Source organism: Giesbergeria sinuosa (assembly GCF_042652905.1).
In the GTDB taxonomy this organism is placed as follows: Bacteria; Pseudomonadota; Gammaproteobacteria; order Burkholderiales; family Burkholderiaceae_C; genus Simplicispira; species Simplicispira sinuosa.
Window position 1 is genome coordinate 1 of sequence record NZ_JBHSHJ010000006.1, and the last position, 24677, is coordinate 24677.

15 protein-coding genes and 2 pseudogenes are annotated in these 24677 nt (G+C 54.5%); 10 read left to right on the top strand and 7 right to left on the bottom strand.

Features of this window, described 5'->3' with window-relative positions; all coding sequences use genetic code 11:
- The first annotated feature begins 177 nt into the window (after window positions 1-177).
- Window positions 178-420 carry a hypothetical protein gene (locus tag ACFO6X_RS08905; RefSeq protein ID WP_382432167.1) on the top strand — a complete coding sequence of 81 codons (243 nt, stop codon included), beginning with the start codon at window positions 178-180 and terminating at the stop codon, window positions 418-420.
- The gene (locus ACFO6X_RS08910) at window positions 395-721 is read left to right on the top strand and encodes a hypothetical protein (protein ID WP_382432169.1); all 327 of its coding nucleotides are present in this window, start codon (window positions 395-397) and stop codon (window positions 719-721) included. Before ACFO6X_RS08905 ends, ACFO6X_RS08910 begins: the two co-directional genes overlap by 26 nt.
- Window positions 722-1322: 601 nt before the next feature.
- On the opposite strand, the gene ACFO6X_RS08915 is transcribed toward ACFO6X_RS08910, so the two are convergent.
- The 4 genes from ACFO6X_RS08915 to ACFO6X_RS08930 all read right to left on the bottom strand — a co-directional run bounded on the left by ACFO6X_RS08915 (window position 1323) and on the right by ACFO6X_RS08930 (window position 5388).
- Entirely contained in the window at window positions 1323-2153 is an 831-nt protein-coding gene (locus tag ACFO6X_RS08915) for an abortive infection family protein (RefSeq protein WP_382432171.1), read from the bottom strand.
- 176 nt (window positions 2154-2329) lie between these two features.
- Entirely contained in the window at window positions 2330-3052 is a 723-nt protein-coding gene (locus ACFO6X_RS08920; protein WP_382432173.1) for a hypothetical protein, read from the bottom strand.
- Window positions 3053-3878: 826 nt separating this feature from the next.
- Window positions 3879-5078 carry a toprim domain-containing protein gene (locus ACFO6X_RS08925; RefSeq protein ID WP_382432175.1) on the bottom strand — a complete coding sequence of 400 codons (1200 nt, stop codon included), beginning with the start codon at window positions 5076-5078 and terminating at the stop codon, window positions 3879-3881.
- A 175-nt stretch (window positions 5079-5253) separates the two neighbouring features.
- Entirely contained in the window at window positions 5254-5388 is a 135-nt protein-coding gene (locus ACFO6X_RS08930) for a CHC2 zinc finger domain-containing protein (protein ID WP_382432501.1), read from the bottom strand.
- Window positions 5389-6136: 748 nt separating this feature from the next.
- Here ACFO6X_RS08930 and ACFO6X_RS08935 point away from each other — a divergent pair.
- Window positions 6137-10255: a hypothetical protein gene (locus tag ACFO6X_RS08935; RefSeq protein WP_382432177.1), complete on the top strand. Its 4119-nt coding sequence runs from the start codon at window positions 6137-6139 to the stop codon at window positions 10253-10255.
- A complete protein-coding gene (locus ACFO6X_RS08940; RefSeq protein WP_382432179.1) occupies window positions 10255-12435 on the top strand; it encodes a hypothetical protein in 2181 nt (726 codons plus the stop codon). The genes ACFO6X_RS08935 and ACFO6X_RS08940 overlap by 1 nt, the downstream gene beginning before the upstream one ends.
- A 1006-nt stretch (window positions 12436-13441) precedes the next feature.
- On the opposite strand, the gene ACFO6X_RS08945 is transcribed toward ACFO6X_RS08940, so the two are convergent.
- On the bottom strand, window positions 13442-14536 hold the full coding sequence (locus tag ACFO6X_RS08945; protein ID WP_382432181.1) for a hypothetical protein: 1095 nt from the start codon (window positions 14534-14536) through the stop codon (window positions 13442-13444).
- 72 nt (window positions 14537-14608) lie between these two features.
- Window positions 14609-15784, bottom strand: a complete 1176-nt coding sequence (gene ftsY / locus ACFO6X_RS08950; RefSeq protein WP_382432183.1) for a signal recognition particle-docking protein FtsY — start codon at window positions 15782-15784, stop codon at window positions 14609-14611.
- Window positions 15785-16105: 321 nt separating this feature from the next.
- On the opposite strand from ftsY, the gene ACFO6X_RS08955 reads away from it, so the two are divergent.
- The 4 genes from ACFO6X_RS08955 to coaD are packed head-to-tail and all read left to right on the top strand — an operon-like array spanning window position 16106 to window position 20167.
- A complete protein-coding gene (locus ACFO6X_RS08955; RefSeq protein WP_382432184.1) occupies window positions 16106-17587 on the top strand; it encodes a M16 family metallopeptidase in 1482 nt (493 codons plus the stop codon).
- A 23-nt stretch (window positions 17588-17610) separates the two neighbouring features.
- Window positions 17611-18957, top strand: coding sequence for a M16 family metallopeptidase (locus ACFO6X_RS08960; RefSeq protein ID WP_382432186.1), 1347 nt, complete (start codon window positions 17611-17613; stop codon window positions 18955-18957).
- Complete coding sequence (rsmD, locus tag ACFO6X_RS08965) at window positions 18954-19643, top strand: 16S rRNA (guanine(966)-N(2))-methyltransferase RsmD (protein ID WP_382432188.1); 690 nt, start codon at window positions 18954-18956, stop codon at window positions 19641-19643. The genes ACFO6X_RS08960 and rsmD overlap by 4 nt, the downstream gene beginning before the upstream one ends.
- A 29-nt stretch (window positions 19644-19672) precedes the next feature.
- Window positions 19673-20167, top strand: a complete 495-nt coding sequence (coaD, locus tag ACFO6X_RS08970; RefSeq protein ID WP_382432190.1) for a pantetheine-phosphate adenylyltransferase — start codon at window positions 19673-19675, stop codon at window positions 20165-20167.
- Window positions 20168-20213: 46 nt separating this feature from the next.
- On the opposite strand, the gene ACFO6X_RS08975 is transcribed toward coaD, so the two are convergent.
- Window positions 20214-21449, bottom strand: coding sequence for an HD domain-containing phosphohydrolase (locus tag ACFO6X_RS08975; protein WP_382432192.1), 1236 nt, complete (start codon window positions 21447-21449; stop codon window positions 20214-20216).
- A 591-nt stretch (window positions 21450-22040) separates the two neighbouring features.
- On the opposite strand from ACFO6X_RS08975, the pseudogene ACFO6X_RS08980 reads away from it, so the two are divergent.
- A pseudogene (locus ACFO6X_RS08980) lies at window positions 22041-23339 on the top strand (MCP four helix bundle domain-containing protein); the annotation flags it as partial.
- Window positions 23340-23342: 3 nt separating this feature from the next.
- Window positions 23343-24524, top strand: a pseudogene (locus ACFO6X_RS08985) (methyl-accepting chemotaxis protein); the annotation flags it as partial.
- Between the last annotated feature and the right edge of the window lie 153 nt (window positions 24525-24677).

Here is a 24677-nt window from a genome sequence, read left to right on the forward strand (position 1 = left end):
CTCAGTAGCGGTGGCTTTGACCGCAGCATCTTTGGAAGCATGCAGACGGTTGCTGAAACTTTAGAGATACATCTAACCTATCGCTCAAGCGGACAGCTTACAGCTGCCGCTTACCTTAGTTCGTTAGGCAGTGAACCTCACCAGATTGCTCATAACATCTAACTTGAGAAAGAAAAAGTGAAAACGCAAATTGAGAGAATAAAAGAATTGGCATCGACTACTACGTCAGTAGTTAATAAAAATTTTTCAACAGTACAAGATACCGCTAATAGGATAAGTGCCACTACATTAGCCGCTGGAAAATCAGCCCAACAATCGATTAAAGAAATTGTTGAGCATGAAAACACAAAGGCAGCTGTGATCAAGGCCAAGGGGCTTGCTACATCTTCAACGAATGAAGCAAAAAAAACTTACAGCTAGTGTCATGGATAAAGTTAAAGAGGCTAATGAAAATCATAAGGAAATAGCGGACAAAGTAGAGACGGTTTCTATGGGGTTAGGCATTACTTCTGGCGTTGCAGCTGCTGGTGCAGCACTGGCTGCACCAACTGGATTAAGTGCATTAAGCGTTGCTGTCGGATTAACTAGTGCTCCTCTTATAGTAACCGCCGCTCCTGTCATAGCTGTTGCGTCTACTGTCGTTGGTGTTGTTTCTGGGGGCGCATACTTTTATTCCAAGTGGAAAACAAAGAAAATTGAAGATGCCTCAGATGGTAAGTAAATGCCTAACCCATCGCTGAAGCGGACAGATTCCAGCTGCCGCTTGCCTTATTTCGTTAGCGGTATTGATATGGCGACTTGGAAAAAGGTTGTTTTAGGGCTGTTAACTATTGCAATTGTCACGATTGGTGGCTGTATCGTATGACTCCATTAATCTTTTTCTGTCATGTGTGCAACAACCGTAATTGATCAAGCAGCATCACCAAGTGGGAAACTTGAAGCTGTCGTATTTCAGATCGACTGTGGTGCTACCACTGATTTCAGTAGCCAAGTGGCGATTGTTCTGGGGAATGAGAACATTTTGGAGAAAGACGACGCACTACCCAAAAGCTTTTTTGCTGCGAATAGCGATCATGGCAGGAATCCCGAGGGCAAGGCATGTGTGCCAGAGCTTCGACTGAATTGGTTGTTTGACAGCAACTTAGAAATACAATACCATGAGTTCTCTCGCATCATACGTGCAGAAAGATCCCCAAAAGGTGTCGCTGTTGATTACCGCTCATTCCGCACAAGTACATACTTTTTAACGTAGAAGTAACCGGCGCTGCGCGGCTTCATCGCGCAGCGTCCAGCGTCCGAAGGGAGCGAGGTTGACTCCTAGGTTAGCAGTTTTTATCGAGCTTACTGAGCAGGAAGCCTGCAATGGTACCAACCATCTCAATGGCTGCCGTAGCTTCTGTGTTTGTAATCGAAGACAACCATGGACGACCATGCCCAGTACCTTCTTTTTTTCGGAGACGATTTGTAGCGCAAGCCGTTTGAAACATTGCGCGTTCAAGTGCTTTGGTTGGAGACTCGCTCGGTTGTGCTGCCTGCTCAGGAACAGTAAGCCCGAGCGCCATGTAGGTTTGCCCAAGTAAACCTTGAAAGTTGGCTCCGCTTGAATATAACCCCCATTTAGTCTGAAGGATGTGTGCAGCCGTTGCCTCAAGAAGGTCTTTGCCAGTACCGGAGAGTAGTGCTGCGTTTTGGGCACCTTTTTGAGCACGGCGAGCATATGTCTGAAGCGCTAGGGTTAACTCCCGGCCTTTTAGGCTTTCCAGAACTTTTGGCCGAATGTCACCATCTTTAGAGAGTTCATAACCCTCGGCATCAAAAGTAAAAATGGCATTGAGAATAGCCTCTGAACCTACAAAGTTAGCTGACTGTTCTCGAAATCCACCTGATGCTCGAACCTTGGATAGGAGTTGTTCAATGAGTTTTGAACCAGCATTGGGATTGTTGTCGATTGCCCATGACAGGATTGCTGTAACTCTCTTTGCTTTCCCAATTACTTGACCTTGAGCTTTGGGATCTGCCGAAGTTAAGCCGGTTCGTCCAACGTAAAACTCAATATCGAAGTGAGATGGCTCGCGATATTCTCCATTGGATTTCGAATCGTCTACGAGTTGTGCTAACGCAGCGATTATGGTGTCGGTAATTGGTAGTGTCATATTCTTGAGCCGCTAACTGCTTGGCCCCGACCGCCGTTGAGTCGAATGCCTTCGCATACCCGACGTCCAGCAGTCCGATCAGGGCCAACATCTATTGCCATGGACTCGCTTTGCAGAGTGCAGCTCAATCCCCTTCAAGCAAACTCTTCCGCATGGCCTTGTAATCGCCTTGCGGATCAAGGCGAACCGCGTCGGGCATGGCCCAAGTGGTCGGCACCTTGAGATGCTCTGCCACAGGGGGCGAACCCAGCGCGACTGAGCTCCCCCAAAGTGCAGCCACGCAGACTGACACCGACAGTTGCGAGTGCAAGCGCCACACGCAAGAACGAGTCTTTGTCAACGTCATAGGACGATGCGAGAGTCGGATAAGTTGTACGGTACAGCGAGAGCATCAATGCCAACTCAGGACGCAAAGATTTTTTGTGTCCCGTCTGACGCTCCAGTTCCAGCCCTTGCAATGACCAGAGCGGTAATCGCACAAAAACATCCGGAAACACCCGATGCAGTGCGTGACGCAAGTCATCGGCGCTACGTCTTTGCAGACGCAGGGCCATAGCGCGGCGCTCGGCCTCAATCAGCAGCAAATACCACACCTGCGCGTGCAAGCTCTGGTCTGATGGATAGGTACGCAGCAGTTCCAACGCTCGGCGCACCGTTGACGGCAAATCGCGTGAGGTCACTCTTTCCATCTCGACCTGTGCCTCGGAAAGATATGCGCCTTGCAACTTGCGAAGTTGTGGACGCAGGACGTAGCCCTTCAGTCCCTTCTTGGCGCGCGCTGTAACTGATTCGGCGTCGCCCTGTTCACCATGCGACTCGCCAAGGTCGTCCAGTTGCTCGTCGCGCTCGCCCGTTTCGCCCAACATGTCGGCGGCCACACCCAAAACATCAGCTACCATCCAGCCCACGTGCCACAGATCTGTACGCGCCTTGGGCACCATCACAGATGCGACCCGATCATCCTGGTCGTGGTACCAAGCGCTTGCGCCTAGCAACTTTCTAGGAACGCCATCAACAAGCAGATGCAAAGTGAATGTGAAGCTTTCCCCTGACTGAACAGCTGTGGTCTGAAGGGGACGTAGGCATCCTTGCTATCCTGTCCGGTCACGTATTGATGAATAGCCAGCAGGGCGTAGAACAGGCGCACCGCTCTTTGGGTGACGGGTTGGTTCACCTCAGTCGTACCCAGTGCGCAAAGATCGCTCCAGCGTTGCGTATTTTCGCTTACGTCGACGACAAGCCTAACTGCGTCGGACGCGCTTTCCACAAAGCGTAGCACATGCACACGCGGCCCAATAGCACGACACTGGTCAGTCAGGCACGCCATGAACGCGCGCTAGCATTAGCCAAACGGCCGGAATATGCCCTGATCTGATGGGGTCTTGTCGCCTTCCGAGACATCCATATCAACCTCTGATAGCCGAAGCTCAAGGTCTCGGGCTCGTCCCGCTCGATGTCGGGCTCATTGAGTAAGTCAAACGGCCCGGTTACCTCCACCGCTTGCCGAGAAGCGTACCAACGCACTGCGGGAATACCAGACGAAAAGACATTGCCGCTGGCACCTAGTCGGTCATGCCACTGTGTGAGCAATTCGTTGAGCAGGATTTGGTGTACATGCAGATCGGCTGGATGCGGCATGACCTTAAGACGCGGATCTCCTAATACCTTCGGATCAGCCGTGAGCTTGCGAGGAAGATGCACGGCATGGAGTGGTGCGGCTTGGCGTCATGGCTTCGCATCGGCGATAGTGGATCGGAGCCGCGCGAAGGTCGTCTGATCGAACAATCGCTCGTTGCCGCTCAAGGTTTGCCACGCCTCCTCATCGGAGGGCAGTTCACCCCGGTGCGAGCCATGGTAAGCCAAGGCGCGCGCCAATACAGCGCGCGGATTGCCTTCATCGAGATACATGCTGCGGCTGCTGGGACGCGCACTCCCGCCAAGGTCACCCATCACGGCGTGTAGCTCTTGCGCCCAAACCAAAAGGCTTTCTTTGAGGCGTTCCGCAACACTTTCTGGTGAGCGACAGCCGTGCAGTTTGCTGACGGTCAGACCTATCCGGAACAAGGCTCGCTCGCGTGCGAGCGACGCCAGCTGACTCCAGCGTGGCATATAAAGCTGCGATGCATCTTGGCTCCCTAAGGCTGATGCAAGCAGAACCACCTCAGCAGGCAGGTTGTAGCGCTTCAACCAAGCAGCAGCCTCGTCCGGCGTGCTCAAGCCACGCAGACAGGAATCAGGATCCTTGCCCAATACGGGTTCAGTACGCCAGGGCATGCCCACCCACCGTATGTCCACACCAGTGAGCCCCAGCAATCCGCGCGCCAAACGGTCTGCGCCGCCAAAACCGGCGGGGTCGTTGTCGATAAAGATGCAGTACGTGAGGGGAGTCGTTCCTGGCATCTTCTGTGACAGATTCGTCAGTCGCTCGAACTGCCCCTTGCCGAGGCTGATACCCATCAGCGCCACAGCCGGTTGTCCTAGGGATTGCAGTCGTAGCGCATCCAGGAAGCCCTCCACCAGATAGAGTCTTGCTGGCTCGTTGTTCTTCAACGCCTGAGTAACAGCCCTGAATACTTCGGGCTCGTTGAAAAGGTACTCTGACTTCTCAAAGCCCGGCGTGAGTAGGTATTTGGCCATGCCCTCGGGTGGAGCACTTTGCAAGCCGTGTCCAGCCAATCCGACCACCTCAATCCGCTTAGCTTCACCACTGCGGATCGGAATGACGACTCGGCTGTCATGAAAGCAGTCCTGGAACTGGTCGAGCAGGTTCAGCTTGCCTTGCCCGGTCGCGGAGTAAGACCGCAGACGCTTGATCAGACCCAGACTTTCAAATTCGTCAATCAGCTCGGCGCGCTCGCCTACGGGCTCTGCTTGTAAACTCTCGACCAACACGCCTCGGGTAATGCAGCGTAGGCCCTTGGCCATGCAAAAATGCGGGATCGAAACCGCGCTCGTCGCACCAGCTCCGGAACTGTTCTACGTCGTGCCGCGCGTCAAAAATTCGTTGTGCAAACTCCTGAGCCGTTTCGCTTCCAGCGGTGCGTCTGACCCGCCGCGATATCTGGTTACGTATGGGCCTGATGCTGAACTGTCGGGCTAGTCACTGAACGGTCGGCAGAAATTCCAGTCCTTCAACCTGCTTGACCAAGTCAATGGCGCTGCCATGGGTACCGCAGGCAAAGCAGTGGTAGTGCGCCGGGGAACTACCGTCTGCTGGATAGAGACGGTCGGGTATCTTTGTGAAATGGGCTGAGTCCCCGAGTTGTTCGGCCGCGTCGCTTGGTCTCGATCCCGGGTCGTGTAACTAAGTCTTCGAGCGAAGCTTTTGTTAGCAAATCGCCAATATCGTATCGATCCACATGCCCTCCGTACCTTTAGATACATTGGACAAGCTTATTAGGCACATATCACTGAATCGCCTCGAAGACTTTTACGGCCCGCTCTTACTCGCAGCGGTCATTTGTCGGTGGCCGGTCGATCGGCAGCTCACAGCCTCAAGTTGCCCTTTGAGATAGGCGACAGTTTTTATTGATTCAGCGGCCAAGGTCGGGCTTCTCTTCCCGTCAAACCAAGCTCTGTTAGCTCATAAGCTGGAACCAAGGTCTAGCTAGGTGGGAGAAATTGGCGCTTACTGCGCTCGCGCATATCTAACCCCAGCCAACACGAGTCAGTCAAGGTTGGAAACTGCGTCCAAACTGCTTTCAGATAGTCCTCGATATCGACCGCAGGCAACACATGGGCGCGACCACTATCCGAGCATTTTTTGAGGATTTGAACAATGTGAACGCTTGTAATCTGAACTGATGCTGAATATCCTTCTTACCTGTCGAAGCATTTTGGATGCATCCCTTGGCTGCGGGTGTTTCTAGGCGCTACAGGCCTGCATTTTTTGAGAGCTGGGGGCGCTGGATGGGCTTTTTGGGCCCTTTGTCCAGCTCTGCCGCTTCTTGGAAGGTGTAAAACCTTGCCGAGTAGATGGGTAGATGACTAATAAGCAATTTTTAACCGCAACATCTATTTTCCTTAAAGGCTTCAAGGAGCCTTATCTGCGCGCCAACGAACGGCCGTTCATTAAGTTGTTGAACTGGTACACGGGCATCGGCAAGACATACAACGCTGCGGCCTTCGGCATTGAGCTGTTCCTGAAGTGTGATGTTATCCCCGTCTTTATTGCACCGTTGCAATCCTTAGTGACTCAATTCAGTAGTGAGGTGCTCAAACATCAAGAGAATCGGAGCTACGCCGACGAGCTTGAGGAGGCGATCCGAGATCACGGCGCCGGCATTCCGATCTACCGGCTGTATTCCCGCGACTACCACGTCAACGACCGTACTTTCTTTAGTGCCTGCCTTGCGTTGGTGAAGTGGTTGGAGCGTCACCCCTACGTTGTCAATCAGATGGAGCGATCGCCCAAGCATGAGGGCAGTGATAAGAGTGTCCGTGCGCGCATTCAAGAGCTGCGCGTAAAAGCCGCCTCTTGTGAGCAGTCCAATTTTCTTGGAATGTCAACTGCAGACGAGAGCTACGAGGATGCTCGTGCAGCATATATCAAGTCTGCGCAACAGGCTCGTAGCTTGGCGGATCGGTTTGTATGGAAGCTTATTCAGCTGGATGTTCAGAGTAGGCCCGCCAAGCGCGATGAAGATCGCTATATGCAAGCCCCAGAGATCGCTGAACTGGTTTACCGACTCCACCCGCTGCAGGCGTTCCTTGATACTCCCGGCATCATCGTAAGCACAGCTTCCAAAGCGCAGGTGGCGCACAAAGTATTCACCGTTGATGGCAAGGGCGGCTTTCGGCAACGCGACTGGGAAAATCTTCCTCAATTCTTGGAGGAGTTGAACCAGAATGACAGTACTTTGGGACGGCTGGTGTCGAGACGGCCTGATTCTGCAAGGGTGATCACATTTGTCGACGAGGAAGAGGACTCCTATTGGTACCTTTTCGATCAGCGCAAATCGGTGGTTAACTCTGGAGGCCGCAACGATCTGAACCTTGTCATCTCGGAATTTTTTCAGTACTTTGACTTGAAGTGGCCTATGGCCTTCGAGCGTCTGGAGCGAGATGGTCCTCGCCGTGGTTTGGCCAAGAAAGTGTACGAACACCTCGAGGAATTCGCGGCTATCAGCAAGTCTGTCGAAGACGAATTCCGGTTGGAGGTTGAGCGTACACGTGCGTCTTTCATCGCACCGGCGCGAAAGGTGGCGATCCTGCGCGAAAAGCTCGAAAAGCAGTTCCCGAAGACTGTCCAGTGGTTCAACGATGCCGAGCTGTTGGCTGTCCTCACGCAATTGCACGAACGCAACGATGCGCACGCGGGCTTCAAACGTTTTCGTCAGAAGGCCCGGGTACTGGCAAGCATCCGCTCCTACGTTGAGCAAATCGCGCCGCGCGACCAAGGAACCACTTACGACGTATTCGTCAAAATTCACGACTTGGTGGCAAACAAGAAATTCTTCACTATGAGCCGTTCCACCTACGGTGAGGTGTTGGATCAACCTGGCCAGACTTTTTTCACCGAATCGGCCAGCGTGATGGACACCGAATTCTTGCGACAGGTCCAGCTCACGAAGGACACTGCGGAACAGACTATCCGCTTGCAGTATCACGACGGAAAAACGCCTGATGGTGCATACACCCTCTACGATTACCTGCGTCTGGTAGTGTTCATGGCCCGGGTGCTGGCCGTGACCAGTGGCGAAGAGGCCATAGAGATGTCCAAGGTCGACCAAAAGAGGTACCCGAGCCTGGACGAATTCCGCTCCGATGTTCGTCGCCTGTTCAACGGCCAGACCACTTCCGAGGGGCTTGAGACGGAAGTGAGCGATAAAGAGCTACTCACGGACTCCTTCCTCTTTGAGCATACCAAGTCAGTGGTGACGTTGGAGGAAAGTCGCAACCAGGCCGAGGAGTACAACAAGGAGGCCGATGTTTGCCTCACATTGACCATCACGTCACTGCGTGCTACCCCTGAAGAGGACATTGTTCGGGCACTGGGTCGTACCAACGGTGTGTATCTGATGAGCGCCACGGGTGGACTCGATTCCGCGTCTTCGGGTGCGTTCAACACGAAGCATCTGCGCCGTTATCTGGAAGAACGCGGCGGGCTCTTCTCGCAGATGAGCGACGATGAACTAGCAGTGGTTGGAGCCAAGGCTGTTGAGTTTCTGAACAAACGGGATCGGGAGGTAGTTATCCTGAACGATGATGAACCGGCGTCTACTTTTGAAGTGTCGACTGCCTTCAAGGGGCTGTACCAGCAGTTCGACGAGGCGCGCCCCAAGAAGGGCGATTTCGGTTATGCGCAACTCAACCGACACAAGCGCCACGAACTGCAAGGGCTGGTGGCCAGCTTGGACAAGCTAATGGCAACCAGCATTCGCTCTGGCTTGGTGCTGTGCCAGACGACTGAGCATGTGAAGAAGTGTCTGCAGCGGATGGCGAATTCATCGCTGGGCTTGGTTGAGCACATGGACAACACCGGCGACCACTTCATCATTAAGCCGGGAGCGATGCCCACATACAACGGTTATAGCCAAAAGGAGGATATCCACATCGTCTTGTACTCTGCCGAACGCTTTCGCAAAAAGGATCGCTCCAAGACCGGCGCAGTTGATCTGGAAGACGATAAGGGTCAGTTCAGCAAAGAGCTGGAGGATGCCCTCGACATCAGTCGGAAAAAAATCCTGCTCTGGAGCGCCTATGCATCGGCGTCCCGCGGCATCAACTTTCTGACGAAGCAACACGGAACAGAACGTGATTTTGAGCTGTTCTGCCTGTTGAACGATCCCTACTACACCCGGCACACTCGACCAAGCGCCAGCGGTTTTTCCATGGAAATGTTCCAAAGCTTCGCCCAAGTGCTTAGGGATGAGCCCGGATGGGCAGCCATGTCTAAAGGCGAGCTACTGTTCGAGTACTCCCGCAACCGGTGGAAGCGCCTGCGCAAGGAACATGTCATCGACATTACCCGGACCGTATTTCAAGCTTTAGGCCGCGGCGAGCGTCGACCTTCTGTCCAGATGCCAAAGCAACACCTGTACATCAGCTCGGAAGCTGCACGCATGGTGCACCTAGGGTTGCGACATGCGCCAGAGTTGCGCAAACGCGCTTCACCAGCGCAGCGAGCTGTGCTAGCGCAACTGTCGCTCCACCATCAGAAAACTCACGTATTTGAGATGCCCGAAGAGCGAGAGCAGCACCACGTCCAGAGCCTGGAAAAGGCGATAGCCTTCCGGGAGTTCACTGGCTCAATGCCGGGTCGCTTCCGCACAGACGAGAGTACCCGTCGTATGTGGGAGTTGCTTTTTCGGTCGACGATGTTCACTGACCCGGTGAAATACATGGATGACCTGCGCGCTGCTGGTGTCCCAGATGCGTATCTGAACGGTTGCTTCGTTGAGGTGCCGATGGGTGCGGACGTCTATACGTTGCAATTCACTATGGCTATTAGGAGTGACCTGGTTGTTACCGATGCCGAGGACGGTACGGAAGCGTACGACTGGACCAGTATGGTGGTGCCTGAGAGCCTCATTTCGCGCCTAACCGAAAGTACGCGAAAGCTCCTGAAAGAGTGGCGTGGTTTCCGTCTTCCGGACAGGACCAAGCGGTTGCTGCCTCAGCCTTGGTTCGTGACTGAAATCATGAAGGGATACATCGCGGAGCTCGAATTCGAGCAGTACGTCGGCGATCAGTTCGCTGTCTGGGCCCATGAGCTACCCTTAGAGGGTGGGCCTGTCACGTATGTAAAGCCAGAGATGCACCCGTTGTATGCCGAGCTCTACCAGCTCTACGACTATTATTTGCAGCCGGAGCCTGACGTGTGGGTAGCCGTTGATCTCAAGAACTGGACGCGCAACACAGACAGCCTAAAAAAGGACCAGTTGCTGAAACAAGCACAGACCAAACATGCCAAGCTCCAAGCCCTGCTGCCAGGCGTTAACGTGCATGCACTGTACGTTAACCTGCAGGGTGCACACAAGTTTGGAGGCATCCTTCCGGCCAAAGGCACGATTCGCTTCATGTCCATGTACGTAAGAAACACTGGTGATCCAGGGTGGATGCCCAACGCAAACCTACGCGACGCCATTTTGGGGAAGTAATGCCCATTCAAACGCTGGATCCTCAATCCTCCGCACATGCCCGGTTGAATGCGCTGCGCTTCGATGTACCTGTGGCTGAAGCGGCACAGCTTCTCGCTAAATGGCAAGCTGGCCGGCACAGTCTTTTGGTGCCCATCCCTATCCAGATACCTACCTCTGAGGAAGAGGCATCGCGGGGGGCTGCTTACTTCCACGATCAGGCCAAACTGGTGCGAGCCGCGATTGCGCGTGAACTGGGGCTGGAAGGGGAAGTGGCTTCTAAGCTGTCGTTCATGATGGTGGGCAAGGACGCTTGGTATCTCGGCACTCGGCCGAAGCTGGATCTCCAGTCAATGCAGGCAGCCGTCGCTGTTCACCCTGCGAAGTTCATTGGGTTGATGTTGCTCAAGGAGCTGATTGAGTCCGCTGCCTTCGAGGAGGACACTTTCGTGCGCGGCGGCTTTGGCCCGAGTGTCTACCTAGGGAGTACCAGCCAAGCCTCGAAGAAATACCTCCAGCTTGCTGAGGCTAAGTTCGACGTCAACGTAAAGCACGGACTTCTGCTGTGCGATGTGAAGTCAAAGAGGTTTGTTCGCAAGGCTTGGGCGGACGAGCGATCTGCCGCTACGCGCCTAGCCTCAGCAGGCGAGGGCTACTTGGTTGGGATTACACGCATGGTTCCTGACGATTTCTTTGAGATAGATGCGCGAAAAACCCCGATGGAAGGGCTGCGCCTAGACCGCGAAAAAGTCCGTCGCACGCGCTTGTATTACCTGAACCTGCTCACGGAATTCGCCATTGACCTTTTCACCCGGGCCAAGGTGCCCTTCACCCGTGAGACTTTTGTAGCTACGCATTGCATAGACGATGCGTACATTCCATTAGAGTCGCTGGCTAACCTGCAGCGGCCGTTAGTGGTGGTCAACACGACAACCGAGTCAATGACTCCTGATGCTCTCGCGCCGCTGGCTAGGTTTCCAGATTACCTGCCTGAGTACCACGTGGCTGGGAACAAAAAGATCCATTTCCCCGCCCCGAACGTGCGTGTTGCCGACGGTGTCCCGGAGCAACTCAACCCGGAGTTGAACTATTTGTTCCTGAGCGCCGCCGAAGGGGACGATTCGGGAAGCATCCGGCTTGCCAAAGGCGCCGCAGACAGCGATTTCCGCACGGTGCGGCCTGAGATGGCCTACGCAGCCCTTGCAAAGGGGGACGGGCGGGCCGATCCATATACGGAGGCTAAGTTTCGCAACCTCCTATCCCGAGAGACCATCGAGGTTGCCACTCAGGGATTAGACAAAACGCCTAATGCATTTGCGGAGCTACGTCCTGGTAAGACCGTAGACTCCAGTGCGAGGCAGTTGCAAGAGGCGCTGAAACGATGCTTCGTCGAGCTTTCTCTGAAGGAAGTCCTTCTTGGCAAGAAGCCGATTTTGGTGCCCTCCATGCCAGCGGATGCTCCGCGACAGTTGACGCTTTTGGCCACGCGGCGCATTCGTATGCCCGGCCGCCAATACCCCGAACAAATGGTGGCGGCAGTCGACGTGATGATCCGAAACCACAGCTTGTCTGTCACGCGCGTCCGCCGGACACCTTGGGGTAAGGCAGGAGCTGTCCTTCGGTTCGTTGCGGAATTCCCGTTCCTTCAGGAAACGGCCAAAGAGGGCATCAGGAATGGTCAATTCTGGGCCATAGACGCCAAAACCCAAGAGCGGCTTACCGTTTGGGCTGGCGCTTTTGTTCCCAAGATCATTTTGAATGATTCGTATCAATCCATTGAAGTCGCCATTGCTGCGCAGGATGAGTATCGCGCAACACAGATAGAAGAGGGCCGCAGAGGAAAGCTGCTCTCCAAAAGTCGCGACTTCAACCTGCTGCCGTACTACATATCGATGTTCAAGCCCGGACAAGGCCATCATGGCGAGCGCATTGGTCTGAAGATAGCAGTGCAGGACTGTGGGACTTGGTTGAGAATCTTCGTGCCCCCTGAGGGTGGGATCAACGGTTCGGGCGACTCCCTTTCAGGTATGCGCGATGTTATGCACTATGGTTCTGATGGGGCTACCAGCCTGGCTGGTTTGTTGGATCTTCCGTTGGTGCGGCTGTATCTGCATACCATGACGAACGGGGTTCTGGTAGGTGGCGATAACTCGAAGATGAGCGTGCTAGAGAAGCTTGCTCGTCTTGCCTTGGAAAACTGAGAGAACAGCGTGGCATCGGATATTTTCTGCCACCTTTTCGATTAACCTAATTTGCCTTCACAGCTTGATGAGTGGCGGTTTCCAGCATGGGGCAGAGAAGTTACTGTGGCCAGGACTGAGGCTCGTCCCTTAGGTGTCAGCGCCTGTCATCGGACATATCTTAAACTGCCGCTGCGCTATCTGTGCCGGCGAATTTGCTTGTGACTTACACCCGTTGAGGTGGGCACCAGCGTTCAACGCCACGCTGCATAGCTGTCATCTCGATGGCATCACTCAAACGCGCGGACAATGTAGTTCACCATGAACCATGGTGCCCAAGCCGTTCACCCAAAAGGTGTTCGGCTTGCTGATCGGATGCAAGAGGTAGACGATCTCGTAGCACTTCCTAACCTAGGATGAGAATGGGCTGACGTTCCCACAACAATTCTCTGGCAGTGGGGGCGTCGAACTTATTGGGATTCACCCGTGGATTTGTAGGCACCAAATTCCACAGATCGTTGTTCTCCCACAGCGAGGACAGGATGACATGATGGACGGCAAAGCCTTCGCTCAATCACTTACCAGACTCTGCACATTCATGCCACCGAACGGCCTGGAATGCTTGGCGGGCGTGCAAGGTTGCACGTTCGGCCTCCAGCTGCATCAGTAACAGTGGAAGAACCTTTGCGCAGGAAACTCCTTGACGATAGGAAAATCTCCCTGTCGATTCTGCCCATCAAACAATGACCGAGTTCCAAATCCAGTGCCCGAGGAGGCTGAACTCCTGCCACAAGTCGGAGGACATTTGTACCCGACGGGTGGCGGTGTCGTAAGAAAACCCCGATCCACTGCTTGATGATATGTTGCGACCCCAATCAACTGTTCGAAACTCAGTGACAAAGATTACGAATAATTCAGCCTTCAATGAGACATGGGTTCGGATCAGCACGACAAATCTTGGCCTAAGTGATTGATAGTCGTGCTCAAGTGGTTCAGAGCTTAATGACGATTGACATTAACAAAAAAATCAAACGGTCAGATCAACATGTTGGACAGTACCTGTGGAGCCATCTTCTTTCAAGTACACACTGCTCGCACGCACCGTGCCCAAGCTTTGTTGCTGGCTGCCTCGTAGCTCAAATGGTGTACTGGCAGATGGCGTATAGAGAGCCCCCACCCCTGCTTCCGACAAGGTTTGCAAACGCCTGCTGCCATCGGTTTGTGGCGTCCAGACTCGCAATTGGGCAAAGCCAGGGTCGGCCTCGTCAATCCAGTTATTGCCATCACTGTCGAGCTGTGCCAGTTCTGCAAAACCTTGGCCTGTGGCCGGGCCAAACAGCTCACTCCCATCGTCAATACGGCCATTGGCATTGCGGTCTAACGCCAAATAGCCCCGGTTTCCCACCAACATAGGAAGTTGCTCAGTCATACCATCCGCGTCTAAATCGAAAGCAAAACGTTGCTCTTGCAATTGGGCTGCCGTGCCATCAAAGTTAATCACCAAGGGGTCTTGCTGTTGCACAGCTGCGCCACCACCACGCACCACCGTGCTGGATTCCACACGCAAACTCCGTTGCATTTCTAAGCGCACAGCAAACTGGATTTCTTGACCATCGCTGGTACGCACCACACCCGAGGCGGCAAAACGGGTACTTTCGGCTTCTTGATAAACATGGGTGCGTTCGTACACCCACGATGGCCCCGAAGAAGTTACTGCGGCCAGGGCTGGCGTGGCCGAATCTGCCGTGGCAAAACGAATCCGCCCCTGACCAGCAGCCGCTTGGCCCGCTGGCTGTTCAGCATCACCATACACCCGAATGGCACGGCCTGTCAGGCGCTCAAGCAACTCGCGCAGGGCAGCCAGTTGTGGTGGCAGCTGGGTATTGCGCTTGTCTTGGGCAGCAGAAGCTACGGCAGTTTCGGGCGTGGTGTCGGGTGCAGGACGGCGTGGTCGCTCCATCACCACGATCGGGGTGGCCGCCAAGCGTTCGGCAACAGCCGGCAGCTCTGTCCGGCGGGCGATGGGTGGGCCACTGCCAATGCGCAAACGTTCTGCACTGGTTTGGGATTGGCTGGCCCGGTGCTGTGCTTGCAACTGCACCTGCGAGGTCTGTATTTTCATAACCAAGTACCTCCATCAAGGATGTACTGTAGTTATCGACGCAATACAGGCTTCGCTTGAGCAAGTCTGTACTCAGGCCAACAGGGCTTGGGCAAATTCACGGGCGTTGAAGGTCTCCAAGTCCTCGAGCTTTTCACCGACACCAATAAAGTAGACCGGCACAGGGCGCTCTTGGGCAATGGCGGCCAATACGCCACCCTTGGCGGTGCCATCGAGCTTGGTGACCACCAGACCTGTGAGTTGCAACGCATCGTCAAAAGCGCGCACCTGTGCCAACGCATTTTGGCCGGTGTTGCCGTCAATCACCAACAGTACTTCGTGTGGAGCGGTGCTGTCGGCCTTGCAGACAACACGCTTGATTTTTTTTAATTCTTCCATCAGATGCAATTGCGTGGGCAAACGCCCCGCCGTATCCACCAGCACCACATCTTTGTGACGTGCTTTACCGGCCGTTACGGCATCAAAACTCACGGCAGCCGGATCGCCGCCCTCTTGGCTAACGATCTCCACCACATTGCGGTCGGCCCAGACACCCAACTGCTCACGCGCTGCAGCGCGAAAGGTGTCAGCAGCAGCCAACAACACCGAGGCACCCTCCATAGCCAAATGTTTAGTCAGTTTGCCGATAGAGGTGGTTTTGCCCGCACCATTAACCCCTGCCACCATGATGACAGTGGGCGTGTGCTCGCCAATCACCAATGGTTTTTCGAGCGGGGTGAGTAAGTCGGTAAGCGCATCGGCCAGCAATGCCTTGACGGCAGCAGGGTCGGTAGTTTTGGTTTCTTTGACGCGGCGCTTCAGGTCGTCTAGCAGCCATTGCGTGGCTTTGACGCCGGTGTCGGCCAGCAGCAGAGCTTCTTCTAGCTCTTCATACAAGGCATCGTCGATTTTGGTGCCGGTAAAAACGGTGGCAATGCTGCTGCCAGTTTTGCGCAAACCCGCCTTGAGCTTATCTATCCAGCCTTGGCGCTCCGGCTTGGCCGTGGGTTCAGGGGTCGCGGCTGGGGTGGCTACGGCCACCGACAGCATGCTGGCTTCTGGAGCCGTGTCGTCTAGGCCAACGGTTGTGCTGGTTTTGCTGGCAAACGGGTTACGCAACCAACTGCGCTTCGTGACGGCGGCCTCAGGGGGTGCAACTGCCTCAACGGCAGTAGCATCGGTTGCAGGCAAAGAAGAAGCTGGCGCAGGGGCCGCATCGGTGGTGGGCACCACAGGTGCCGGGGGCTTTTTTTTAAAGAAACTGAACATTGCGGGGTTGTTAGAGCCTGTGCGGGCGGTGATAGGACTGAACGGGAGCCAGGTCGCCGCCAAGCAATGATGCCATCGATTGTGCCGGCCTAGATGCTATCCAGAGCTTCAATAGCTTTCTATGAGATGGATAAACCTTTTTTCACAGGCGGCACAGCCTGTCCATCTGTGGTGGGTATGCACTGAAATTGGGGCATGCAGGGTGTGGCCTGCCGCATCCCCCAAGGAACTCAGCGAGAATCAAACCGTCAGAACGCAACCGAGCCTGCCAAGAGCCGAGGGCCAAGGCGCATCGGGCACCGCTGAACCAAGGAGTTTTTTGTGGCGATTTTTGTTGGGTATCGACAAGGCTGGGCATTCAAACCAGCCTTGGTGTTGTGTGGCCTGTGGGCCTGCACGGGCGCTGGTGCGCAAACGGTAGTTGCTGGCCCCCCCCTCTCTGCTGCAATAGCAGAGTCTGCCAAAACGGCCACGACGGCATCGGGCGTACAACAGTTCACGCTGCGCAACGGCATGACACTGATTGTGCAAGCAGACCGACGTGCGCCCACAGCACTGCACATGGTCTGGCTGCGTGTGGGCGCAATGGACGAAGTCGATGGCACATCGGGTGTGGCCCATGTCCTAGAACACATGATGTTCAAGGGCAGTGCCAAAGTTGCACCAGGGGATTTTTCGCGCCGCGTGGCCGCCTTGGGTGGGCAGGAAAATGCGTTCACCAGCCGCGACTACACCGGCTATTACCAACAAATCCCTTCCGACAAGTTGGCTGCCGTCATGCAACTGGAAGCCGACCGCTTTGCCCACAACCAATGGCCAGACAAAGAATTTCGCAAAGAAGTGGAGGTGGTCAAAGAGGAGCGGCGCTTGCGCACCGAAGACAAGCCCCGAGCCTTGTTGATGGAGCAGCTCTATGCCACAGCCTTCCATGCTTCACCCTACCGGCGGCCTATTATTGGTTGGATGAGCGATCTGGAATCCCTCACCGCCAATGACGTGCGCCAGTTTCATCGCCAATGGTATGTACCGGCCAATGCAGCCGTGGTGGTGGTGGGCGACGTAGACGTGCAGCAAGTGCGCCAACTGGCCGAAAAAACTTATGGCCGCATCCCACCTCGGGCTATACCAGCGCGCAAGCCACGCACCGAACCGGCACAACAAGGTCTGCGTCGCATTGAAGTCAAAGCCCCTGCCGAACAAGGCTATGTGGCACTGGGTTTCAAAGTTCCCTCACTGCGCCAGCTCCAGACCATGACCGATAGCGACCGCGATGCCCTGGCGCTGATCGTGCTGTCGGCACTGCTCAGTGGCTACGATGGGGCACGGCTAGAACGCGCCCTCAGCCAAGGGCCACAACGTGTGGCCGATGCCACCCACAGTGGCGCGGATGTCATGGGCCGTGGCCCTGGTATGTTCTTGTTGATGGGCGTCCCCAGCCAAGGCAAGAGCGCCCAGCAGGTAGAAGAGGCTTTACGGGCCGAAATCACCCGCGTCGCTCGCGATGGTGTCAACCGTGCTGAACTGGAACGTGTCAAGACACAATGGATGGCCAGCACCATCTACGAACGCGACTCACTGCAAAGCCGAGCGCAAGATTTGGGCAGTTCTTGGGTGCAAGGGCTTCCTCTGGATGCAGAAGACCAACTACTGGCCTTATTACGCACTGTCACGCCAGAGCAAGTGCAAGCAGTGGCACATCGTTATTTTGGCGATGAGCAACTGACGGTGGCTACCTTGGTTCCACAACCTTTGTCCATCCAACCCCAACGTACGCCCGGCCCGGCACTGGGCGCCCGCCATTGAACGCTGCACCCCAACTATCCACCATGCTGATCTTGAGAAAATATGTAGCCCGCGCCTGCACCATGGGCGCTGGCTTGGTCTTGTCTGCGCAGTCTGCTTGGGCACTGCTCCCAATACAACACTGGCGTGAGGCCAATGGAGCCCAAGTCTGGTTGGTCGAGAGTCCGGCCATTCCAATGGTCGATGTGCAAATCCGTTTTGATGCAGGCAGTCGCCGCGATCCTGCCACTCAGGCAGGGCTGGCCCAAGCAACGGCGGGCATGGTCAGCAAAGGCATACGGGCCGTAGGTGATGCCCCTGCCCTGGATGAAAACGCCCTGGGTGAGGCTTGGGCTGATCTGGGAGCAGGTCTGAGCATCAGCGCCAACGAAGACGCCCTCAGCTTTGCCCTGCGCTCCTTGACCCACCCCGACTTACTAGACAAGGCCGCCCATCTGGCAGCCCGCCAGTTGGCCGAACCCTCTTGGCCTGAAGACATCTGGCAACGCGAACGCCAGCGGTGGAGTGCGGCACTGCGCGAAGCCCGCACCCGACCCGCCACCATCGCCAACGAAACCTTAGAGCAAGCTGTCTACAGTAGCCACCCCTACGGCTACCGTGTCACTGATGAAACATTAGGCCATATTCAAGTGGCTGACATGGCGCAATTTCACACTCATTACGTGCAAGCTTGCCGCGCCCGCGTACACATCGTAGGGGCATTGACCAAGCCCCAAGCCCAAACATTGGTGCAAACCCTGCTGGCACGTTTGCCTACCCCAGCACAGTGCGATCCCCTGCCTGCCGTAGCAGAAGTAGCCCCATTGGCTGGCCCTTCACAGCACAACATCCCCTTTGCCTCCGCCCAAGCCCATGTGCTGATGGGCCAGCCCGGCTTTGCCCGGCGTGATCCGGACTTTCTGGCACTGCTTGTGGGCAACCATATTCTGGGCGGTGGCGGCTTTGTGTCGCGCCTGATGGAAGAAGTGCGCGAAAAACGAGGCTTAAGCTACAGCGTCTATAGCCAGTTTGCGCCCGGCCTGCACGCTGGTGCCTTTACCATAGGGCTGCAAACACGCCCAGACCAAGCCCACCAAGCTCTGGAAGTAGCACGCCAAGTGCTGGCCCGTTTTGTGGCCGAAGGCCCAACCAAAGAAGAGCTGCGTGCAGCCAAAGACAATTTGATTGGTGGATTTGCGCTGCGCATCGACAGCAACCAAAAACTATTGGCCAATGTGGTCAACATTGCCACCCATGACCTGCCCCTGAACTACTTGGAAGATTGGCGCGCACGGGTGCAAGCTATCACCATCAGCGACATTCAATCTGCCATGCAGCGCAAATTGCAACCCGAGCGCATGGCCACTGTGGTGGTAGGAGGCCAGCCATGAGCCGCCGACGCCTCACTCCAGCACAAGCCCAAGCAGCCCTGCATGCCGCCGCTCCCCCTTCCGTGCCAGTGGCCTCTATAGGCAAGACTGCTCCCACTCCGCAGCAACGCACCAAACCAGCCCCTACCGGAGCGGGTGAAGTGCGAATTATTGGAGGCCAATGGCGGCGCACTCGACTGCCTGTAGCCATCAAGCCTGGCTTGCGCCCCACGCCAGATCGGGTGCGCGAAACATTGTTCAACTGGTTGGGTCAAGACTTGAGTGGCTGGCGCTGTTTGGATGCGTTTGCTGGCACGGGCGCACTGGGGCTAGAAGCTGCTTCGCGTGGTGCTGCCTCAGTACAACTGATCGAACAAGATGCCACGCTGGTAGCGCAGCTTCAAATACTGTGCCAACGCCTGCAAGCCAGCACCGTACAGTTGCGGCGGGGCGATGGCGTGGCCCAATTGCGGCAATGTCCCCCTGCCAGCCTGGATCTGGTGCTGCTTGACCCCCCCTTTGACAGCGACTTCTTCCAGCCCGCCCTGCAAGCGGCCGTACCCGCCCTGACAGCACAGGGTTTTATTTACTTAGAAGCACCCACGGCCTGGAATGATGCGGCCCTAGCGCCACTGGGGTTGGTTCTGCACCGGCATCTGCGCGCCGGGGCAGTCCATGCGCATTTGCTGACACAACGTCAACCGTAATCCATCCACCATCACAAGAGACGCCCCCTATGGCAAACGATATCTTGGCTATCTACCCCGGCACCTTTGATCCCATCACCTTGGGCCATGAAGACATGTTGCACCGCGCTGCACGCCTGTTTAGCCGCGTCACGGTGGCGGTGGCAATTGCCCACCATAAAAAAACCCTGTTTACGCTGGACGAGCGCCTGCACATGGTGCGCGAGGCTGTGAAAGACTACCCACACATTCAGGTAGAGCCTTTTGAAGGACTCGTCACAGAATTTGCCACCGCCCGGGGAGCACAAGTGATGGTGCGCGGTCTGCGCTCAGGCACCGATTTTGATTATGAATTCCAACTGGCAGGTATGAACCGTGCCTTGCGCCCCGAGGTAGAAAGCATTTTTCTGACCCCCAGCACCCCCTATCAACATATCAGCAGCACTTTGGTGCGCGAAATTGCCATGCTCGGTGGCGATGTAACCCAGTTTGTGGCTCCAACCATCCACCAGCAACTGATGCAAAAATTACGCCCCACAACATAAGCCAGACTGCATCTGGGCTCTTGGGTCACTGCCACCACACCAGCCGTTAAAAATCGGGTGACCACAGCCGATTTTCATGCACCCGCATGAAGGCGTCGACGACCTCTGAAGAAAATTTGATGCCCCGCCCCTTCTGAATTTCATCAATAGCTGATTGAATACCGAGGGGCTTTCTATAAGGTCTGGCGGTTGCCATAGACTCAATCACATCCGCCACGGCAATAATCATGGCTTCTGTAATGATCTCATCACCTTTAAGGCCATGCGGATAACCTGAGCCATCTAAACGCTCGTGGTGCTGCATGACAATGCTGGCAATCGGCCAAGGAAAATGGATACTTTTTAATATCTCAAATCCGGCCACAGAATGCAATTTGATCAGCTCAAACTCTGGTGGGTCCAGTCGACCGGGTTTGGTCAATATCTCGGCAGGGATACGAATTTTGCCTATATCGTGTACGGAGGCGGCAATATGCAATCCCTCCAGAGAAAAGTCTGACAGCTCCAGCTCTTTGCCAATCAATACCGACAAACTAGCCACCCGCTGCTGGTGTCCAGAAGTGTAAGGGTCGCGCACCTCAATGGTGGCAGCAATGGCTGTGACCGACTCAATCAGACTGGAGTGCATTTGCTCATGGTGGGCAGAACGCTGCTTGAGCAACATTTCGCGTTCCGCACTGAGTTTGCGCTCCTCTTCTATCAACGCCTTGGATTGGCGCTCCACCTCCTCTTGCAACTGGCAGTTGAGCTGGGTCAGTTTGACCTGGGTAGAGCGGAGCAACTTGTTCTGTTCGAGTGCATTGTGGTACGTGGATAGCAGCAAATTAAGCATTTGCTGCGGGCCTGCATGAACCTGAAAACGTTTGCCATCCGAGGTGGCTTCCAATGCCAACTTTTCTTCTCGGAATGCCTGGCTTGGCCTGAGCAGTGCATCTTGGATGCGTGCCAGCAGCATGGCATTGTCAAAGGGTTTGGTAACGTAGTTATCCGCCCCAGCATTAAGCCCTTGGATGATGTCCTTGACTCCCGTCATGGCCGTGAGCAGTATCACCGGCAGCGAGCGCAAACTGGCGTCTTTGCGTATGTTCTGACACAGCTCAAAACCATCCATCACGGGCATGGTGACGTCACTGACCAGCAAATCTGGACGCTCTATCCGGGCCATCTGCAAAGCCTGAGAGCCATCATGGGCCACACTCACCTTGTAGCCTGCATCGAGCAACAAAGAGCGCAACATCTCGGCCTGTATCTTGCTGTCTTCGGCGATCAGAACACGGGGCATACAGGCTTTCTTTCCATGAGAAAAATGCAGCGCCCAGCCTCCCACTGCGCTTGCGCAGCCGTCTGTCGCCATTCATGCCAACTGGATAGATAGGAGCCCTCTCGCTCCCTGTATCCAGAGAAAATTCAAGAAGAACCCCATGCGAAGCGCCTGACACACTACTCCTGTTCTTGCACTCAGGCAAGCCGCAAGGCGGCAAAAATAGCATGAGATTCCAAACACACTCAGTTTTTCCTGAGGAAATCAGAACAACATCATCTTATTCTTATCTAATAATATGCATTTATCATGACAAATGATGAATGTCAATAAATATCTTTGTTTCAATTTGATACAATTTTTGCGCTTGATTTTAAGAAAATTCTGTGTAAAAGTTTTACCAAATTTTGGGTTATTTTTATTCCGCGAGAATACTCGTTCATCAATTCGTTCATTAGGGCATGGGCAAAGTTATTTTTTGACAAACCATAGCGGCATCGCGCAAGTCACCTCCAACGGATCTTCATGCCTTTCATCAATAACCCAACCAAAATTTCATGACAATGTTGGCGCGGGCTATTAACCCAGAAAGGCTTGACCATGTTTCAGAATATGAGGGTTGGCTACCGTCTGTCCATAGGATTTTTTCTTGTGGTACTGATGATGGTCTTCATTGCAGGCACGGGCATAATCCGCATTGGTAATTTAGACAAAGAAATCAACGAAGTCGTCAACGATCGCTTTCCCAAAACCGTACAGGCCAATGAGATCAGTGACGCTATCTACATCAATGCCAACAGTCTACGGGATGCTTATATTCATGGTGATGCAGGGCTACAAAGAGAACTCGGCATTATCCATGAGCAGCGCAAAATAGTTGCAGACCGTTTAGGAGATTTGGAAAAAACCATCCAAAGCAGTGAAGGAAAAGCAGCTCTCAAGCAACTCACTGCCCGCCGCTCTGTTTATTTGGTACAGCAAGATCGCTATCTTGATGCGCTAAAGTCTGGCAAGAGAGAAGAAGCACTGGCCCTGCTGTCTGGTGATTTGCGCACCACACAAACCCAATACATTGAATCCGTTGTTTACCTCAATAAATACCAGACAGATTTAATGCAAAAATCTGGGGAGGATGCCAATGCTTTGGCTCGTTCCTCGGAGTATTTGTTATCTGGTGTGGCAATGTTCTCCGTGCTGTGCAGCATTGTTTTTGCTTGGTGGATTACCCACAGCATCACTGGCCCCACACAGCGCCTGATCAGAAGCACCCAAAAAATGGCGGTGGGTGATTTCTCTACCGACACCGACATCCACAGCAAAGACGAACTGGGCCAGCTTGCAGACTCGATGCGCACCATGCAAGTAGCTATCCAGACGATGGTGGCCGATGCCAACACGCTTTCGCGCGCCGCCATTGAAGGCAAACTCTCTACCCGTGCAGATGCCAGCAAACACCAAGGCGATTTCCGAAAGATTGTGCAGGGCGTTAACGAAACGCTAGATGCCGTGATTGGCCCCCTCAATGTGGCTGCCAAGTATGTAGACGGTATCTCCCGTGGTGCGATACCACCCAAAATCACCGATGCTTACCACGGCGACTTCAACACCATCAAAAACAACCTCAACACCTGCATCGATGCCATCAATGCGCTGGTGGCCGATGCCAACATGCTCTCGCGGGCAGCGGTAGAAGGCAAACTGGCAACCCGCGCTGATGCCAGCCAGCACCAAGGCGATTTCCGCAAAATTGTGCAAGGTGTCAATGAAACGCTAGATGCCGTGATTGGCCCCCTCAATGTGGCCGCCAAGTATGTAGACGATATCTCGCATGGCACCATTCCAGCCCCCATCACCGCAACCTATAACGGTGACTTCAACACCATCAAAAACAACCTCAATACCTGTATCAGTGCCATCAATGCGCTGGTGGCCGATGCCAACATGCTCTCGCGGGCAGCGGTAGAAGGCAAACTGGCAACCCGCGCTGATGCCAGCCAACACCAAGGTGATTTCCGCAAGATTGTTCAGGGGGTCAATGACACCCTGGATGCAGTTATCAACCCGATCAATGAGGCCATGTCGGTGCTCTCCTCGTTTGAGCAAGGCGATCTGACACTGCGGGTCACGGGCGATTACCAAGGACGCCTGCGTGAGTTGCGTGACATGGTCAACAACTCGATCAGCAAGATCGCAAATGTGATTACAGAAGTGCTCGTGGCCGCAGAAACCATCGCCGAGGCGGCTGCACAGGTCAACAGCACCTCACAGGCGTTGTCACAAGCATCGAGTGAGCAAGCAGCCAGCGTCGAAGAGACCAGCGCATCGATGGAAGAGATGCACGCCTCCATCACCATGAATAGCGAGAATGCCAAGATTACCGACAGCATGGCTAGCCAAGCGGCCCGCCAAGCGATAGAAGGCGGCGAGTCGGTGGCAGCTACCGTAGCCGCCATGAAGCAGATCGCCAAGAAGATCAGCATCATTGACGATATTGCCTACCAAACCAATCTGCTGGCCTTGAACGCAGCCATTGAAGCGGCCAGAGCTGGACAACATGGCAAAGGATTTGCGGTGGTGGCCGCTGAAGTGCGCAAATTGGCCGAACGCTCTCAGGTTGCAGCCCAAGAAATCGCTACCGTGGCGGGCTCCAGTGTCGACTTGGCTGTCAAGGCAGGCAATCTGCTCAGTGAGATTGTGCCCAGTATCAAGAAAACATCGGATTTGGTGCAAGAGATCACTGCGGCCTCAGAGGAACAATCCTCCGGGGCCGGTCAGATCAATGCAGCCGTGATGCAATTGAGTCAAACCACCCAACAAAATGCTTCTAGCTCCGAAGAACTGGCAACCAATGCCGAAGAAATGAGCTCGCAAATCGAACAACTGCAACAAACGATAGCATTTTTCAAGATAGAGCATCATGGCCATTTTGGTAACAACAAGAAAATCCCACCTGTCAAAAGCTCTCGGTTAATGCCTAGAAAAATTGGCAATACCTTTTCTTCTAAAGACACCGAACCTTTGATTCGAGAGGTGGCCCATATAGACATTGATGAAAGTAAGTTCACCAACTTTATACGTGGACAGCAACACATCTGATAGCCATGCTCGCCTGAATCATGTTTCAGGCCCTGTTCACGCCATGAAAGGAGTTTGGATGCAGTTGCGGGATTTGCCATCCTTATTGCCCCCCCCTTGACTGAACCATCAGGAATTTTTCCTGAACTTGGTTGCAGTGCCTCCTCTATGGCT